This window comes from Chitinophaga sp. H8 (genome assembly GCF_040567655.1).
Taxonomy (GTDB): Bacteria; Bacteroidota; Bacteroidia; order Chitinophagales; family Chitinophagaceae; genus Chitinophaga; species Chitinophaga defluvii.
The window spans coordinates 533,012-549,546 of the sequence record NZ_JBEXAC010000001.1 but is presented as its reverse complement, the minus strand read 5'-3'; the positions used below and the strand labels follow the sequence as shown (position 1 = coordinate 549,546).

Genomic DNA, 16,535 nt, shown 5'->3' with positions numbered 1-16,535 from the left:
AGCTCCTTTTTTTTAGCTATTAGCTTTTAGCTCTTATAAGGCAGGATTTGTTTATAAAAGCTAACAGCTAACAGCTTATTCCTCTACCAACGGGAGTTTTACGTAAAACGTGGTCCCCTCCCCTGCAGTCGTTTCAAACCAGATCTCCCCATGCGCCTGCTCTACAATATTCTTACACATCGCAAGCCCCAACCCGGTACCGGAAGATTTGGTCGTAAAATTGGGTACAAATATCTTGGGTTTCACTTCCGGTGAAATACCACTGCCATTATCCGTTACGCTCACAATCACCCAACCATCGGCCTGAGCACTGATCCGCAATAATACCTCTCCTTTCCGGTATTCAGGAATAGCCTGTATCGCATTCTGTAACAGGTTGGTGAATAAGCGGTTCATCTGCGTCTTATCCGCAAATATATGCAGCCCCTGCGCGGCTTCCTCATAGCGGATATCACAATCCGGCTGCCCCTGGTATAATCCTGTCAGTGAGTACAGCATCTCATTGAGCAGCAGTACTTCATTATTAGGCTCTCCGATACGCGCAAATGCCGAAAAATCAGAAGCAATATTTGCCAGGTGCTCTATCTGTTCTACCAGCGTACCCGCCACACTGCGCGACAACTCTTTTACATTGGGAGAATCCCCGTCAATGGCACGTTGCAGGTACTGGATACTTAACTTCATCGGGGTGAGCGGATTCTTGATCTCATGTGCTACCTGTCGGGCCATTTCACGCCATGCCCCTTCCCGCTCACTTTTTGCCAGCTTTGCCGCACTTACCTCCAGCTTTCGCACCATTTTATTATACTCCTTTACCAACACCCCGATCTCATCGTCCTTGTTCCATTCTATTTCATCATTATGCTGCCCGAGGTTAACGTGGCGCAGCTTTTCCGTTACCAGTGAGAAAGACTTCGTAATGGAATTGGTGATCAGCAATGCCAGGATACCCGCTATCAGGAATATAAACGCATTGAAATTGATCAATGCCACCAGGAAATTAGAGATCTGCCGGTTCAGTTCGGTCTGGGTGGCAAAGTAAGGCACGTTCAGGTACGCATATACTTCCCCGTTATTACGCAGGGGTACATACCCGGAAAGATAGCCCATACTGCCTATCTTCTCTTTTTGTATAAACTGGATCCTGTTGAGCCGGAACAACTGATAATACGCCTTGGGATCTATTTTCTTTGACAACAACCCTTTTTCATTAATCAGGGGTTGCGTAGTTAACTGCAGGTTACCGTCCTGATCATATACATTGATATCCAGCGCACGGTCGTCGGCAATACCGGAAACCGCCATAGACAGTTCGTCCAGGAATATAGGATCATAGATGTATTCCAGATCGTCGGAACGATACTGGTTGCTGAACACCTTTTCCACATCATGTGCTACTTCTCCGATGGTTTTACTCAGCCGTTCCCGGTTCTGTGATTCAGACCGGTCTATAAAAAACAGGATGGTGGTAAGCCCGAGGATCACAAACGCAAATACTACGATAAATACGATGGTACCATGTACTTTCTTCCGGATACTGATGTTCACCAGCGTTTTCATGTTGCTGATACGCATACGGGCTTTGATCAGCAGGTCCAACCCTTTATACACCGTAATGATCAACAGGAAAAGGCAGAACATGTAGGCAAACAGCGTGATGAATTCGATAAAATTGCGGCTTTCCTTTACCACGATCACCACCTTTTCTTTCGAAGCCTTATAGATAAGTTCCGAATATCCCCGCTCAGATTTTACCGTCACATCTTCAGCCGGAATATCATGTGCATATAGTTTAATAGGAAAAGGGAAGTCGTTGTTATTATTTACCAGGATACCATTATCATATACCGCATATGAGTAAATGGCTGATGTTTCCTTATTAGGGTCATACATATCCCCGCTTACCAGCAGTTCCGGATACAGCCTGTCTGTATTAAACAAAGCCGGAGTCAGTTCATACACCATGTATCCGATAGCAGGCTCCACCTCTGCCCCCAGATCAATAGCGCTGCCATCCGGATTTTTGGGGAGATTGGTATGGTGTGCAGTATCTGTAGCCCCCTGCCGGTAGAAAGTGCGGCGGCCTATATACCGGTAGTCTTTGAAGCTGCGCTCATGGTAATACAGGTCATTGCCACTCAGCCGGCTTTCTGGAGCTGTAAAGATCCGGTTAAAGGTAAACAGGCTGGTAGTATCCGACCTGTACAGCGGTGCCCCGTTGCCATCAAACAGGTAAAAATTGATATTAAAACGGTTCAGGTATCCTTTAAAATACTTTTGTTTCAGTTCATTTTCGAGGTCTTCCTTGCTGATCCTGTTATGGCTGTCCTGGAAAAAGAACTGCATAAACTCGTCCTTATCCATGCGCTTACCCACATCGTTCAGTAACATTTCCAGATAAGGATCTTTTTGTTTGGACAGCTCTTCCGCCATCCGCTCCCTGGAAGTAAGTTCTTTTTGTGTGTTGTAGTATACCAGTACCCCGGAAGTGGTAATGGTCAGCAGGAATAACCAGAATAAAAAGGGCACTGTGGCAATACTGTTTTCAAAACGATCGGACAGTGCATCCAGCAGCATCACGTATACCACCAGCCAGATCACCATGGCTATGGAGTAGGTAATTTCCGGGTGATTGATCCGCAGCAGCAGCCATACAATCCCTGCGCCTGCCAGAAAGAAGTATTTGGTACGGTACCGGAAGCTGGTCAGTTCATTCAGCAGATAGTTGATGATCTGGGAGAAGAACAGAAAGCTGAATGCAATAAACCCAAGTACGATAAACCCGATGATACTGTATTCGTTCAGCAGGCTAAAAAAGTCGGTAACGTCAAAGGATATTTTTGAGTCGATCACCAGGCTCTGGATCAGTTCTGACAGGAATTGCCCTACGATGTACATGACAAAGCTGGCGATAATCGTAATGATCCACTGCTGTCTTTTTCCTTTTATCACGGGGGGATTGATGGTTTTTACATGTTCCCTGAAGAAAAGGATAAGCCAGAAAGCCAGCAGAATGTTTATGAACAAGTCGCCCAGTGAGCGGAATATTTCATCTTTTGCGTAGATCTGCGGCGCAAACAGGTCGAGTGCACGCAGATTGAAAGGGAATGGATACAGGTAACTCAGCGTCCTGAAAATGATCACGATCACTGCCAGAAAGAAAAATCCGTATAAAGGGTTTTTATTCTTCGCCAGTAAGGTAGCAAAGAGGTTAATAAAAATAAGCACACAGATACATCCTAAAATTCGGAGGCTTACGCTCAGCATGTTAGGCGGATGTGCATGCCTTCCGGCATCATAATGTAAATAAAAGAGGATCGCCTTGTCCCTGCTCATCACGGGGATACCCGGCGGGCGCAGGTTAATGGTATATTCCGGCCCCAGTTCGGGTTTATCATAAAAATGATTAACAAGGTAATTGTTGTTGATACTATAATCCATCATGACAGGGATCAGCCCTACCAGAAATTGCTGATGCCCGGCATTATCCGCCAGCTTTTTGCAGATGATTTCATAGTAGCCATTTTTGAGTTTCTGAAAAGAGATACCTTCCTGCAGCGGATTCGGTAATTCATCCGGCTGCACCAGGTTGGTACTCCAGAAAGTAAGCCACCTGCCAGAGGTACTGCTGTCATAAGCAAATACATGGTAATCCGGTTTATACAGCTTGTTCAGGACTTCCTGGGTATAGTTGCGGGTCAACAGGCTGTTTACTACGGTAGTGTCTGCCGACAACCGGTCAAATGCCCGTTCTCTTTCATGAATACTTTTTTCCAGGCTGCGTTTTACACCCGTTGGAGAGGAATAGTACGACCAGTAATTGCTGAATAAAAAAGCAAAGGTGAAGAGCCAGGCAGCAATAATCAGCAAATAACCATGCCTTAGAAAAAATAAACGTATTTCTTTACTGTCTATCAATACAATTACGAATTATCAATTAGCAATGATTCCGGGGGGTATTTACTGCAGTTCTGTTTTTTTCGCCTGGTTCCACAGTTCATCCATTTCCGTTAAAGTCATTTCATCCAGGTGTTTGCCGGCAGCTTTTGCCATTTCTTCCATTTCCCGGAACCTGCGGATAAACTTTTTGTTGGTCCGTTCCAGTGCATTTTCCGCATCAATTTTCAGGAAGCGGGAATAGTTCACCAATGAAAACAGCACATCGCCAAATTCAGCTTCTATGTCATTGATGGTGCCGGCATTGACCGCTTCTTCCATCTCCGTCATTTCTTCCTTTACCTTATCCCATACCTGTTGTTTATTATCCCATTCAAACCCCACCTGTTTAGCCTTTTCCTGCAGGCGCATGGCCTTTATCAATGCCGGCAATGAAAGCGGCACCCCGCTGAGAACAGATGTTTTCCCTTCTTTGAGTTTGAGTTTTTCCCAGTTTTGTTTTACCTCTTCTTCATTTTCCACTTTCACATCTCCGTAAATATGCGGATGGCGGGAGATCAGCTTATCACAAATACCGTTGATCACATCATTGATATTAAACTGTTGTTGCTCCGTACCTATTTTGGCATAAAACACCACATGCAGCAGGAGGTCGCCCAGTTCTTCCCGGATAGCTTTCCAGTTTTCCTCCGTAATCGCATCTGTCAGCTCGTACAGTTCTTCAATAGTTTGCTGGCGTAATGACTGGATAGTTTGTTTTTTATCCCAGGGGCATTTTTCCCGCAAATCATCCATTATCCCTAATAAACGTTGAAAAGATGTGTTATTCTCCATTTGTCAAAAATAGTGCAAACTGCTGTGAATTTCTTTTTCTTGGGGGAAAGGCCATTTTAGTTACATTTGCGACCTGAAAAACCAGGCTGCCGGCCCATAGCTGCCAGTCATAGGCTTATCACCATTGAAATTTATGCTAAAAGCCAGCGGCTAACTGCTAATAGCTTAAAAAGTATTAAGTTATGAATACAAAACACATTGCGCTCATTTCATCTGAGCTGGGTATCTCTGCCCGGCAGGCGGAAAACACCATGAACCTCCTGGCAGAGGGGTCTACGGTACCCTTCATCAGCCGTTACCGTAAGGAAGTTACCGGTAGTTTGGATGAAGTACAGATAGGTCGTATTGAGGACCTTCAGAAACGTTATAAAGAGGTGGATGACCGTCGTGAGTTTATTATCAAAACCATTACGGAGCAGGAGAAAATGACCCCCGAATTGCTGGCCAAGATTGAAGCCTCCTGGGTATTGGCAGAGCTGGAGGATATTTACCTGCCTTACAAACCCAAGCGTAAAACCCGCGCTACCACCGCCATTGAAAAAGGGCTGGAACCACTGGCCAAACTTATCTTTGAACAGCAGGAAAGTGCCCCGGACGCAGCAGCAGCCAGCTTTGTGAACGACAAGGTAGCCTCTTCCGAAGAAGCATTAAAAGGAGCCAGGGATATCATTGCGGAGTGGATCAATGAAAATGCAGAGCTGCGCGATAAGCTGCGTAAGCTGTTTACCAATACTGCGGTACTTACTTCCAAAGTAGTAGAAGGCAAAGAAGAAGAAGGGAATAAGTACAAAGATTATTTTGATTTTAAAGAAGATTTGCATGCCATCCCCTCTCACCGGGTGCTGGCCATCCTGCGGGCAGAAACGGAAGGGTTTCTGTTTGGTACGATCACACCGGAAGAAGAAGATGCATTAGGTATTATCAATAAACAGTTTGTAACTGGTAGTAATGCCAGCAGCGAACAGGTAACCAAGGCAGGAACAGATGCTTACAAACGCTTACTGCGCCCCTCCCTGGAAAATGAGTTCCGCACTACCGCCAAAGAAAGGGCAGATGCGGAAGCCATTGAAGTATTTGCAGAAAACCTGCGCCAGCTACTCCTGGCAGCACCATTAGGCCCCAAGGCTGTTATTGCGATAGATCCGGGTTACAGAACTGGTTGTAAAGTAGTAGCCCTGGATAACCAGGGTAATATGCTGGACAATGATGTGATATTTCCGCTGGAAAAAAACTATAAAAGAGATGATGCAGAAGCGTTGCTGAAAAAATGGGCGCAAAAGTATAATATCTCCGCCATTGCAGTAGGTAATGGTACCGCGGGACGGGAAACCGAAGAGTTTGCCAAAAAGATTGATTTCGGACAGAAGATCAATGTTTTCATGGTCAATGAAAGCGGGGCATCTGTTTACTCTGCTTCGGAAGTAGCGCGGGAAGAATTTCCTGACCATGATGTAACCGTACGTGGTGCAGTATCCATTGGCCGCAGGCTGATAGATCCGCTTGCCGAACTGGTAAAAATAGATCCTAAATCTATTGGCGTAGGGCAATATCAGCATGACGTGAATCAGTCGCAGTTAAAACAAAGCCTGGACCGTATTGTAGTAAGCTGCGTAAACATGGTGGGGGTAAATCTTAATACCGCTTCCAAACACCTGCTCGCCTACATTTCCGGCCTTGGACCTTCCCTGGCCGAAAATATCGTAAAATACCGCAAGGAGAATGGCGCTTTCAGCAACCGTATGCAACTGAAAAAAGTACACCGCCTGGGAGAAAAAGCGTTCGAACAATGCGCCGGCTTCCTCCGTATTGAAAATGGAGATAATCCGCTGGACAACTCCGCTGTACACCCGGAACGTTATGCGCTGGTAGAAGAGATGGCTGGCAAACAGCATTGTACGATACAGGAACTGATGGCCAAAGAAGAAGTACGTAAAAAGATCAATCCTAAAGAATATGTAAATGAAGAAGTAGGGCTACTTACTTTGGAAGACATCTTAAAAGAGCTGGACAAACCCAGCCGTGATCCCCGTGACGAAATCTCCATCTTTGAATATGCCGATGGCATTCATAAAATGGAAGATGTAAAACCAGGCATGGTACTGCCGGGTGTAGTTACCAATATCACTGCCTTTGGCGCCTTTGTAGACATTGGCGTAAAGCAGGACGGCCTGGTGCATATCTCTCACCTGTCCAATAAATTCATCAACAATCCCAATGAAGCGGTAAAGCTCAACCAGAAAGTTACGGTAACCGTACTGGAGGTAGATGTGCCCCGGAAACGTATTTCATTATCGATGAAAGATAATGAGGCACCGGGCCACAGTAATGCTGCACCACGTAACAGGGATAGAAAAGATAAACCGGCGAAAGCTGCACCGGCGCCATTGAACGACTTCCAGGCGAAGTTGCTGGCATTGAAGAAAAAATTTGATTAACTGAAAAATGAAAAGTAAAAAGGCATCGATTTTCATCGATGCCTTTTTACTTTTGCGGAGAGGTGGATAAGTCAATCTTGTAAATCCTTGAATCCTTGTTGTTTCTCGTTACGTGCTTCCTTAATAAGATTTATAATTTTCTGCGGTAGTTTTTTTGCCTTTTCATCTTGCCAGGCTCTTTCATCATCAATTGATTTACCAGCTTGCCTGACGGCCTTTAGGGCATATAAGGCAGCTCCCACGCTATGGTCGGCCATGTGAGCAGTTGAAACAGCCTGGCCAATTGATCGGGCTATAGATTTCAATATCGGATTTGCTGTATCCCGAGCCGAAGCATGGGCTTCCCAGGCAGCTTTCATTGCTGAACCGGTTTTCACATTTCCTTTTCCCCATTCTTTTGCGATATAAAGGGCGTGGATTAACCGATTATCAACCGACTGGTTTGGCGCGAGTAGTAAAGCATGTTCCGCACATGCTATTGCCCAATTTATTAGCCCCCGGTGATCGTCTGAAGTGAGGTGGCCACCCCGGTGTTCTGCTACAAACTGTTTGTTTCTCATTTGTGTCTTATCATCATAAATTTAGCAAATCAAACTTTAAATGTGAAGTTTGTTGCATAACAGGGAAGCTAGGCAAGAGAATCAATCTTTCTGTTTTAATTGTCGGGGTGTTTGTCATTGGTGCCAGCTGATTTGCGGTGTGATGAATTTAATACGAAGTGGGAGCATTTGCACTCGGAGCTAATAAATAGAGTGTTCGAGAATTATCTGGTGTATAATGGAGCATGTTATCGAACACCTAAACCCGTTATTCGGGCCTTAAGTCATTGGTATTCAAATAAAAATGGCTCCTCTATTCGAGGAGCCATTTTTATTTTCCGGAATTACGTCCGACCAGTACCGGGGATGGGAATTGAACCCACACTCGCATTGCTGCGAACAGGATTTTAAGTCCTGCGTGTCTACCAGTTCCACCACCCCGGTGGACCATTAATTAAGCTACTAAAATTTAGTAACCTAAGTAAAGAACTTTAAACAAAAATTCCAAACCGCCGGAGCAATTTGGAATTTGCTGTAGAGCGGAAGACCGGGCTCGAACCGGCCACCCCGACCTTGGCAAGGTCGTGCTCTACCAAATGAGCTACTTCCGCATGATTTTTAAGATCTGTTTTTTTTTCGTTGGGATTGCAAAGATAGGAATTGTTTTTTAATTACAAAGTTTTTTTTGCGTTCATCCTAAGAAATTTACACATCATGAAATTACTAACGTGTTATTGCTGGAGATCGTACTTGTATTTAACAATGCCTAAAAGCTCTTTCCCCTTACCATAACATTCTTCTTTGTCGGGCAGCCCGTTGGCCAGGTAGGTATATTTCCAGATTGTGTAGCTGGCAGTTTCTGAATTGACAGTGGTCATTTTGCTCACTTTGTTCTGGTCATTGTATTCAAAGATGTAATCGGGCAGCATCTTTTTTCTGGCGGCATGGTAACGGAATACATCTGTCAGCCTGCCATGTTCATCATAGTTATAAAATATACGTTGGCTACGGATGCTTTTACCCGTTTCCAGCTCCTCGGTCACCTGTCCCTTGTCATTTGTCTTAAAAGTGACAATCGTGCTGTCTGAAGGGCTAATTCCCTTTTTATGGACCATCCTGCTTACATGCCCCAGAGAGTCGTAGGTATAAGTCCTGGTTTCATCAAAACGGAACTTCCCTTCCCTTGCCTGAGACACTGCGTTGATATGCAGGAGCTGGCCCTGATCATTATATTGATACTGTACAGTAGTAATACTGCTATTGGTGCTGTCAGTGGTTTTGGTAAGATTACCCCGCATGGAAAAGCTGGAAGTCATAACAGACAGCCCGGTAGCGCCGGAACGGGTGATGGAACGCATCTGGCGATAACCGGGGCCCAGCAGCCGCTGACAGGTAAAGTCGTTATCCATTTCCTGGTTGGCATCCAGGCTTTGCACAAACTGGGCCTTTACCTTGTTCTCCTTCAGCAACGCCATATTGTCGATGGTTTGCTTCGTATTGTAGATATCCTGGTAATAGTATTGGGCAAAAATATTGTTTACCGCTAGTAGCAGCAACCCTGACAGTATTATTATTCTTTTCATATTCATATGGTAAATCACTGCAAATGAACCATGATCCGTTTTGCAGCTGTAAAAATACTAACGTAAAGATGATTTTAATATTTTAAAAATGTATGATCTGAAGGTATATTTTTAAGAATGGTTTTCTCTATCTTTAACCTACTTTAACCTGCATTCCTTGAACACACAACCACTGCGTGACGATAAACATTGCCTGAACTGCGGAACAATTGTTCCGGAAAGATACTGTACACACTGCGGACAGGAAAATACCGTGCCACATGAATCATTTGGCCACCTGGTGAAGCACTTTGTTGCAGATATCGTGCATTTCGACTCTAAAACACTCAACACCTTAAAGTATTTGCTGTTCCGCCCTGGTTTATTAACGACCGAATATATCAAAGGGAAACGGGCGAGTTATGTAAACCCTATCAAACTGTACATATTTATCTCTTTTGTTTTCTTCCTGGCCTATTTTTCTATTCCAGGTACCATAGAATCCGTAAAGATAGAAGCATCCAATTCAAGTGAAAGTGTTCGCCAGGCATTGGGAAAAGACAGTGCTATACTTAAGGAAAAGAATTTTGTGGCAGGAGGTCAGCTGCTGAATGAAATGACCAAATATCAATCCCTGCGAGACTATGATTCTGTACAAAATGCACTGCCTGCTGCACAAAAAGACGGCTGGTGGAAGCGGAAAGCTTTTCAGCGTAATCTGTATCTGAGCGAAAAGTATGGTGATAAAGTGATAGCGGCATTGAGTGAACATGTTAAACACAACATTCCTAAAATGATGTTCCTGCTACTGCCATTGTTTGCGCTGTACCTGAAGATCCTTTATGATAAAAAACGCTGGTACTATACAGATCATGCGATCTTCTCCATCCATATGCACTCCTTTACCTTCATCCTTTTCCTGATCATGCTGATAGGTGATTGGCTATTGGATTCAGATTGGTTTTCCAATCTGGGAATGATCGCATTGCTGGTATATCTGGTATCAGCATTGAAACATACCTATCAGCAGTCCTGGGCAAAATCTGTAGTGAAGGGATTGGTATTGTGGCTGGGATATATGGCCACTTTGGTAATAGTACTGATAGGGATGCTGTTCCTGGTACTGGCAATAATTCTGTAAATTTAGATCATGCAACCGGAATACATCATCATACACCAGCAGGTAGCAACACATGTTGCGCATATTCAGTTAAACCGTCCCAAGGAATTAAATGCATTGAATCTTCAGTTGATGGGAGAACTGCGGGATGCTTTAAAAATACTGGATGCCGATGAACAGGTGAGGGCTATCGTGATCAGTGGCAATGAAAAGGCTTTTGCTGCCGGGGCAGATATTAAACAAATGGCCGACAAAACAGCCATGGATATGTTTAATATTGACCAGTTCAGCACCTGGGACACCATCAAAAAAACGAAGAAACCCATTGTCGCGGCAGTGAGTGGATTTGCATTAGGAGGGGGTTGCGAACTGGTAATGTTATGTGATATGATCGTGGCCAGTGAAACGGCACGTTTCGGACAACCGGAAATAAAAATAGGGGTAATGCCCGGAGCAGGTGGTACCCAGCGGTTAACCCGCGCAGTTGGAAAAGCACTGGCGATGGAAATGGTGCTAACCGGCCGCTTTATTACCGCGGAGGAAGCCCGGCAGGCCGGATTGATCAACCGGGTAGTTCCGGTAGAACTGTATCTGCAGGAAGCAGTCAGATTAGCCGCAGAAGTGGCTGCAATGAGCCCCCTGGCGGTTAAAATGGCCAAAGAAGCTGTACTGAAAGCTTTTGACAGTTCCTTGGAAGAAGGCTTGCACTTTGAACGAAAAAACTTCTATCTCCTATTTGCTTCCGAAGATCAGAAAGAAGGGATGCAGGCTTTTATGGAAAAACGTCCACCCGTATTTAAAGGAAAATAAAACAGCATACATTACCCAATGCCAGCTAACCTATGGCATAAATATTGACTTACAGATATTTTATTTGTAGCAACTTTCTTGTTTGTCCCCTTTTTTGAAACCGATTAATGCACCTTTTTAACCATGAACTTTGGAAAAATCATGCCTTCCTTACTGGTCACTGCCATGTATACCGTGGCCTGTACCGGAACGGCCGTAAAAAATCACAAGCATAAGCCGCCTGATAGCATTGCTGCACTGCCAACAGATACGATGATCGTAGGGGAGGATAATGTAAACCCTGGTCAACTTACTTCCTGGAGCCAGCTGCTGAACTACAATGGAAAGTACGCGGATGAAACCAATCTGCTGGGAACCGAACCGCTCGCATCCCGTCTGAAGCAGTTGTTGGGCAAGGCCGAAAAAACATTTTTGGAAAGATACCAGGTAATACCACCGGTGGAAATAAAAGATGGTATCCTGTATAATGAAGGCTGTAAGCCGCATTATTGCCTGTCGGATGAGGCCGTAATTGCGATTGATATGAACCGGGATGTTATTTATGCCGGTATTGCAGTAGATAGCGTGGTTACTTTATACAGTGAGAATAGTGAGGCTGTTTTTCCGCAAAAATTATTGCAGTGGAAACAGAAGTTTGAACAACGCTGATCGTAATATAATGTAGCAGTGTACTACATAAAAAAGGCTGTTCCTTTCAACAGGAACAGCCTTTTTACTTTTCATTTTTTCTTTTAATCAAAAATGATATAAAAACACGACATCACCTGTGTAAGCCGGTTTGGGTTTATCTTTAATGATGAGCGTTGCGCCAATAACTACTTTCGTCACGCCCCTTAGATCAACTATAGTATTAAGTTTCGCTTTTAATTGCACTTCATCGTTCACAAGCACTGCCTGCCCAAACTTAAGTTGTTCTATACCGTAGTTTATTTCCATTTTAACATTGCGGATGTCTGCAATCTGTTTCCACAAATAAGGGATTAGCGCCAACGTCAGATAACCATGGGCAATGGTACTTTTGAAAGGTCCTTCATTTTTTGCTCTTTCCTCATCGGTATGGATCCATTGATGATCTAACGTTGCATCTGCAAACTTATTGATCTGCTCCTGATCAATTTTATGCCATTCAGAACTACCTATTTCTTTACCCTCGTATGCTTTATATTCCGCGAAGCTATTGATGATTACCATAATTGTTTTATTTATTCTTCAAATTAAAAAGTCCCCTGGCGGCTCAATATACCTTTATATTCCGTTTATCCCTTAAATATTTTCTGACAGGGATATCGTAAACCACCATCACCAGGTATGCTGCACCAAGTAGCAGGATTATCCCGGTTATGATGATAAAAGCCAGCTGCATATGGTCAGGCTTATGGCTGGTATAATAATTACCGAACATCCACAAAACAGCGTAATGCGTCATGTACAATGGGTAAGAGATCTTCCCTGAAAATATGCAGATCTTCTTTAAGCTGGGTTTTAAGGTAGCCCCCGCCCCCAAAGCTATCAGCAAAGGGAAGTAAAACAGCACTACCAAAGATTCGGATAACCAATTCCATTTTGAGGATGGCATTAAAAAGGCCAGGAACAATAATATGGCCAGCCCCACGAACCCTAGCTTGTTTTTTATGATCCAGTTAGAACGGTAAATAAGCAGTCCCGCTAAGAAGGAGTATGATATCCGGACGCCTCCGTCCCAAAAAGTTGGACCACTCCAACCTCCTAATAAATTGCCGGAGCGGTAACACACTATGCCAATCGCCACCGCTGAAATGAAGGTTAACAGTATCAGGTAGCCACGTTTGATCTTACAAAGTACAAATGCGTAAATGATATTGGCGACATATTCCCAAAACAATGACCATGACGGCGCATTGAGGCCGAATAGATTAAAGCTACGGTCGGCCATTACAGGTAAGGGGATCAGCAATGCCGAGCACAAAAATACCAGGATGATCTTACCAGTACTATACAATTGGGCATCCCCGCCAAACGGGTCGAACAAAAATGCCAGCAACCCTAAGACAGTTCCCAGTATAACCAGTGGATGCAGCCGGATAGCCCTCGATTTAAAAAACGCTATAACACCCATTTTGGCTATACGATCGTCGTAGGCATATCCGATCACAAATCCTGAAAGACAGAAGAAGAAATCAACGGCTAAAAATCCATGTCCGATAAAGTTCTCATTCAAATCAGTGTATACCCATTCCATAAAATGAAATATCACGACAGCCAGGGAAGCAATCCCTCTTAATCCATCAAGAATTTCGAAATGCTGTTTTGTTTGCAGTATTGTCGCGGAGGTTTTGTTCGTATCCATTTATAATCCTATCAGGTTTAATGTAGTAATAACTCCTGATGCGGGGCCAAGATATCTAAAATTGAAAGTCCATCCAAATGGATAAAGGAGAAATACAAATCTCAAGGGTGCAAAATCTCACCCCGCAGTGACGGCAATGCTGCCGTTACGAAGAATCAACTTGCTGGCACGCTAATCCAGCATTCATTATTCATTGACCTGTAAAAACAGGCCAACTGCTTTTTAAATACTTACAATTCAATATTGAAAGCCAGTTTCTCACTGGCTTTCAATTTCATCCTATTATTAGCAATCGTACCTGTTGAAACAGACGATTGGGCAATACGACCTTTGTACGCTATCAACAAGTTCGGCTAAATGAAGAAGCCTTTTTCAAGGCTCCTTGTTTATTAAGAGATATCTTTTGAAATAAAAAACAGCTAAGCGCGAAACCGTTTCTTCAACCAACCAACAATGTCATTCGGAAAGAGCCTTTGATACACCCATTCATCTTCCATCCATTCAATTTCCTTCCAGCATTTTTCTCCGGATGCCCCCATGATACTATCAAAGAAAATGGCTAATACCTCTGTCGTGTGTGCCAATGAGTCAAATGGGGTCCTCAGAACGGTTAACATCTGTCGAGGTAAAAGATCAATAGACTTAAGTTGTTGATCCGACAACCGGATGTCCAGACATATCTGACCACTAATAAGTAATACAATATCCCTTTCCTTTTCAGGGAATGCCCGGACATCAAAAGTGGTGGAAGAGCCCTTAATAATCATCGAAGTAGTTTGTACCATAAAAGGATGACCAGGAAAATCAACAACATCAAAAAAAGCCTCTCCAATCAGCCGCACTTCCCTATTGCTCTTTGCAAAGTGTGGGTCCAGCAATAGAAAACTATCTGCGTTCAGCTTCACAGAAGACCCATCAGCGAGCATAAATGTTCTGCGCTCACCATTACCGGTAACCAGTACCGTACCGGAAGAAAATCCATTGCTGCTCATAAGACCTTATATTTAAAATCTTTCTGTCAACATTTACAACCTTATTTAATGAATTATCACAATGACATACTATTGCATTTTGGTCATATCGTATTTCAGTACGATAGCTTTCGAAATCCGGTGTAAAAATGGGAGTATTGTATTAACAATATAAAGTTACTTCTTTACGTAAACCCAGGTATTGTACATTTTAATGATTCTCTTGCAAATATTATAGCAATCCCCCGCCAAATCGACGCCAGCCTATCTGACATCTCCCTATTTTCAAATTATAATTCGATATTTACCCCCATTATATGAACCCCGCTATAATTTATTCTAATTCAGTATGGATATCATTAATACAATTAATACAATGCATTCACCCCTTGAATCTCGATATACAGCAGAAGAAAAAGAATGGCACATTATCCGTCAAAAGCTGATTCAGCAAAACCAGGAGCTGGAAGAATTATATTATTTCAAAAGCAGGTTACTTTCCATTGTTGTACACGATCTAAGAGCACCTCTTAATAATTCCCTGCTGAGCATGCGTCTTTTTAATGAAGGTACACTTACTGAACAAGAAGCAAAACAAGCCGCTTTACTGATAGTTGAAAACATCACGCAGATAAAAAAAATGCTGGATAATTTACTAACCCAATTCCCAAAAACACTTCATGGTTTTCACCCGGAAATTATTCCTATAAAGCCTGTACTGGAAGAAACCTTTAGCCTCTACCAGGCACTCTTAGCGGAGAAATCTATCAGCGTCGAGTTGAATACGAGCATGGCCAATCTTGTTGTTACCAACAATAGTTATCTTTCTTTGGTATTACGTAATATTATCGACAACGCTGTAAAATTTACTCCCCCAAACGGTCGTATTATTGCTGGTGTAGCAGAGTGGGAATATGATTACGAAATTTATATATCCAATACCCATGAGGATATTTCCATGGATAAAGCTACAAATATACTTTCTGGAAAGAAATTTGCTTTAAGGCCAGGAATGGAAACGGAGTCAGGTATGGGATTAGGATTATTCTTTTGCAGGGAATATCTTAAATCAATGAATAGTCATCTAAGCATCAGCCAAACCAACGATGAAATAATTTTTAGTTTCCGCCTCACCAGGCATCGCGTCCAGACTGTTCCAGACTGAATTATACATCAAGAAAAATAAAAAAAACCTGTGCTAATAACAAAATATCTGAACGCGGAAGCGAGATTCACAGGTACTGTCCGGTACTTTCCCGTGGCAGGGGCCAGTGTAATCGAAAACTACCGGTCTCCTGATTTTTATGTTTTTCTACTTTTTGAAAAGTGTAGCGGTATTCATACGGTTGATTTTATAGATTATCAGCAAAAGGATCTCCAGTTGCATATCTCTTTTCCAGGCCAGATTCATTCATGGAATAGCGGCTCTGACACAATTGGGCATAAATTGCTTGTTAGCAAAAGCTTAATTGAGACCTCCTTGTTTGTAACCCAGTTCGCTCATTTAAAATCTAACGGGTATCCGGTTATTGATATCAGCCATGAGGTATTTAATCATTTGGTGAGGGAGTTTAGCGCCATAGGGCATGAGTTAGGCTTACCCACCCCCTCCTGGGATGTAATACATCTAAGAACACAACTAGTTACAGCTATCACCAATCGGCTTCTAGAGGAAGTTACGGATGTCACCAGTATACAAAAGATTACCCACCCGGTGTTAGTAAAGTTTCAATTCCTTGTGGAAGAATATTTTCGGGAAATGCGATCAGTAGCCGAATATGCAGAAAAGTTGTTTGTTTCTGCCAACTATCTCAGTGCACTTTGCAGGAAATTTAAGGGTGTACCGCCAAAGAAAATTATCGATCAGCGGATTATTCTCGAAACAAAGCGCCTGCTCTACGGAACAGATATGTCTATAAAGGACCTGGCAAATAATCTTGGATTTCCTGACCCCGCATCTTTTTCCAATTTCTTTAAGTCAAATACGGGGATGTACCCGAAGAAATATAAAAATGGAGGGTCTTCTCTAAAATGACCAATA

Annotated in this window: 13 protein-coding genes and 2 tRNA genes; 6 read left to right on the top strand and 9 right to left on the bottom strand. The window is 43.2% G+C overall.

What is annotated here, in order from left to right:
• Nucleotides 1-75 precede the first annotated feature (75 nt).
• Both ABR189_RS02040 and mazG read right to left on the bottom strand, forming a co-directional pair.
• Nucleotides 76-3,870: an ATP-binding protein gene (locus tag ABR189_RS02040; protein WP_354658772.1), complete on the bottom strand. Its 3,795-nt coding sequence runs from the start codon at nt 3,868-3,870 to the stop codon at nt 76-78.
• Between the two features lie 90 nt (nt 3,871-3,960).
• Nucleotides 3,961-4,731, bottom strand: coding sequence for a nucleoside triphosphate pyrophosphohydrolase (mazG, locus tag ABR189_RS02035; protein ID WP_354658771.1), 771 nt, complete (start codon nt 4,729-4,731; stop codon nt 3,961-3,963).
• A 182-nt stretch (nt 4,732-4,913) separates the two neighbouring features.
• On the opposite strand from mazG, the gene ABR189_RS02030 reads away from it, so the two are divergent.
• Entirely contained in the window at nt 4,914-7,166 is a 2,253-nt protein-coding gene (locus ABR189_RS02030) for a Tex family protein (RefSeq protein ID WP_354658770.1), read from the top strand.
• Nucleotides 7,167-7,237: 71 nt separating this feature from the next.
• Here the strand turns inward: ABR189_RS02030 and ABR189_RS02025 are convergent, their stop codons facing one another.
• From ABR189_RS02025 to ABR189_RS02010, 4 genes are all read right to left on the bottom strand, one after another.
• Nucleotides 7,238-7,726, bottom strand: a complete 489-nt coding sequence (locus ABR189_RS02025) for a putative immunity protein (RefSeq protein WP_354658769.1) — start codon at nt 7,724-7,726, stop codon at nt 7,238-7,240.
• Between the two features lie 337 nt (nt 7,727-8,063).
• Nucleotides 8,064-8,149: transfer RNA gene (locus tag ABR189_RS02020), tRNA-Leu, on the bottom strand.
• A 94-nt stretch (nt 8,150-8,243) separates the two neighbouring features.
• A tRNA-Gly gene (locus ABR189_RS02015) sits at nt 8,244-8,316 on the bottom strand.
• A gap of 120 nt (nt 8,317-8,436) precedes the next feature.
• On the bottom strand, nt 8,437-9,288 hold the full coding sequence (locus tag ABR189_RS02010; RefSeq protein WP_354658768.1) for a hypothetical protein: 852 nt from the start codon (nt 9,286-9,288) through the stop codon (nt 8,437-8,439).
• 157 nt (nt 9,289-9,445) lie between these two features.
• Between ABR189_RS02010 and ABR189_RS02005 the strand changes: the two genes are divergently transcribed.
• The 3 genes from ABR189_RS02005 to ABR189_RS01995 all read left to right on the top strand — a co-directional run bounded on the left by ABR189_RS02005 (nt 9,446) and on the right by ABR189_RS01995 (nt 11,845).
• Nucleotides 9,446-10,408 (top strand): DUF3667 domain-containing protein, encoded by a 963-nt coding sequence (locus tag ABR189_RS02005; protein WP_354658767.1) that lies wholly within the window; start codon nt 9,446-9,448, stop codon nt 10,406-10,408.
• A 9-nt stretch (nt 10,409-10,417) separates the two neighbouring features.
• Entirely contained in the window at nt 10,418-11,197 is a 780-nt protein-coding gene (locus ABR189_RS02000; protein WP_354658766.1) for an enoyl-CoA hydratase-related protein, read from the top strand.
• A 123-nt stretch (nt 11,198-11,320) separates the two neighbouring features.
• Nucleotides 11,321-11,845 (top strand): Ivy family c-type lysozyme inhibitor, encoded by a 525-nt coding sequence (locus tag ABR189_RS01995; protein WP_354658765.1) that lies wholly within the window; start codon nt 11,321-11,323, stop codon nt 11,843-11,845.
• Between the two features lie 87 nt (nt 11,846-11,932).
• Here the strand turns inward: ABR189_RS01995 and ABR189_RS01990 are convergent, their stop codons facing one another.
• From ABR189_RS01990 to ABR189_RS01980, 3 genes are all read right to left on the bottom strand, one after another.
• On the bottom strand, nt 11,933-12,388 hold the full coding sequence (locus ABR189_RS01990) for a MaoC family dehydratase (RefSeq protein WP_354658764.1): 456 nt from the start codon (nt 12,386-12,388) through the stop codon (nt 11,933-11,935).
• 43 nt (nt 12,389-12,431) lie between these two features.
• Nucleotides 12,432-13,523 (bottom strand): acyltransferase family protein, encoded by a 1,092-nt coding sequence (locus ABR189_RS01985; protein ID WP_354658763.1) that lies wholly within the window; start codon nt 13,521-13,523, stop codon nt 12,432-12,434.
• A gap of 419 nt (nt 13,524-13,942) precedes the next feature.
• Nucleotides 13,943-14,515, bottom strand: coding sequence for a FecR family protein (locus tag ABR189_RS01980; protein ID WP_354658762.1), 573 nt, complete (start codon nt 14,513-14,515; stop codon nt 13,943-13,945).
• 328 nt (nt 14,516-14,843) lie between these two features.
• Between ABR189_RS01980 and ABR189_RS01975 the strand changes: the two genes are divergently transcribed.
• Together ABR189_RS01975 and ABR189_RS01970 are read left to right on the top strand one after the other, a co-directional pair.
• A complete protein-coding gene (locus ABR189_RS01975) occupies nt 14,844-15,659 on the top strand; it encodes a sensor histidine kinase (protein ID WP_354658761.1) in 816 nt (271 codons plus the stop codon).
• 30 nt (nt 15,660-15,689) lie between these two features.
• Nucleotides 15,690-16,529, top strand: a complete 840-nt coding sequence (locus ABR189_RS01970; RefSeq protein WP_354658760.1) for a helix-turn-helix domain-containing protein — start codon at nt 15,690-15,692, stop codon at nt 16,527-16,529.
• The last annotated feature ends 6 nt before the right edge of the window (nt 16,530-16,535 follow it).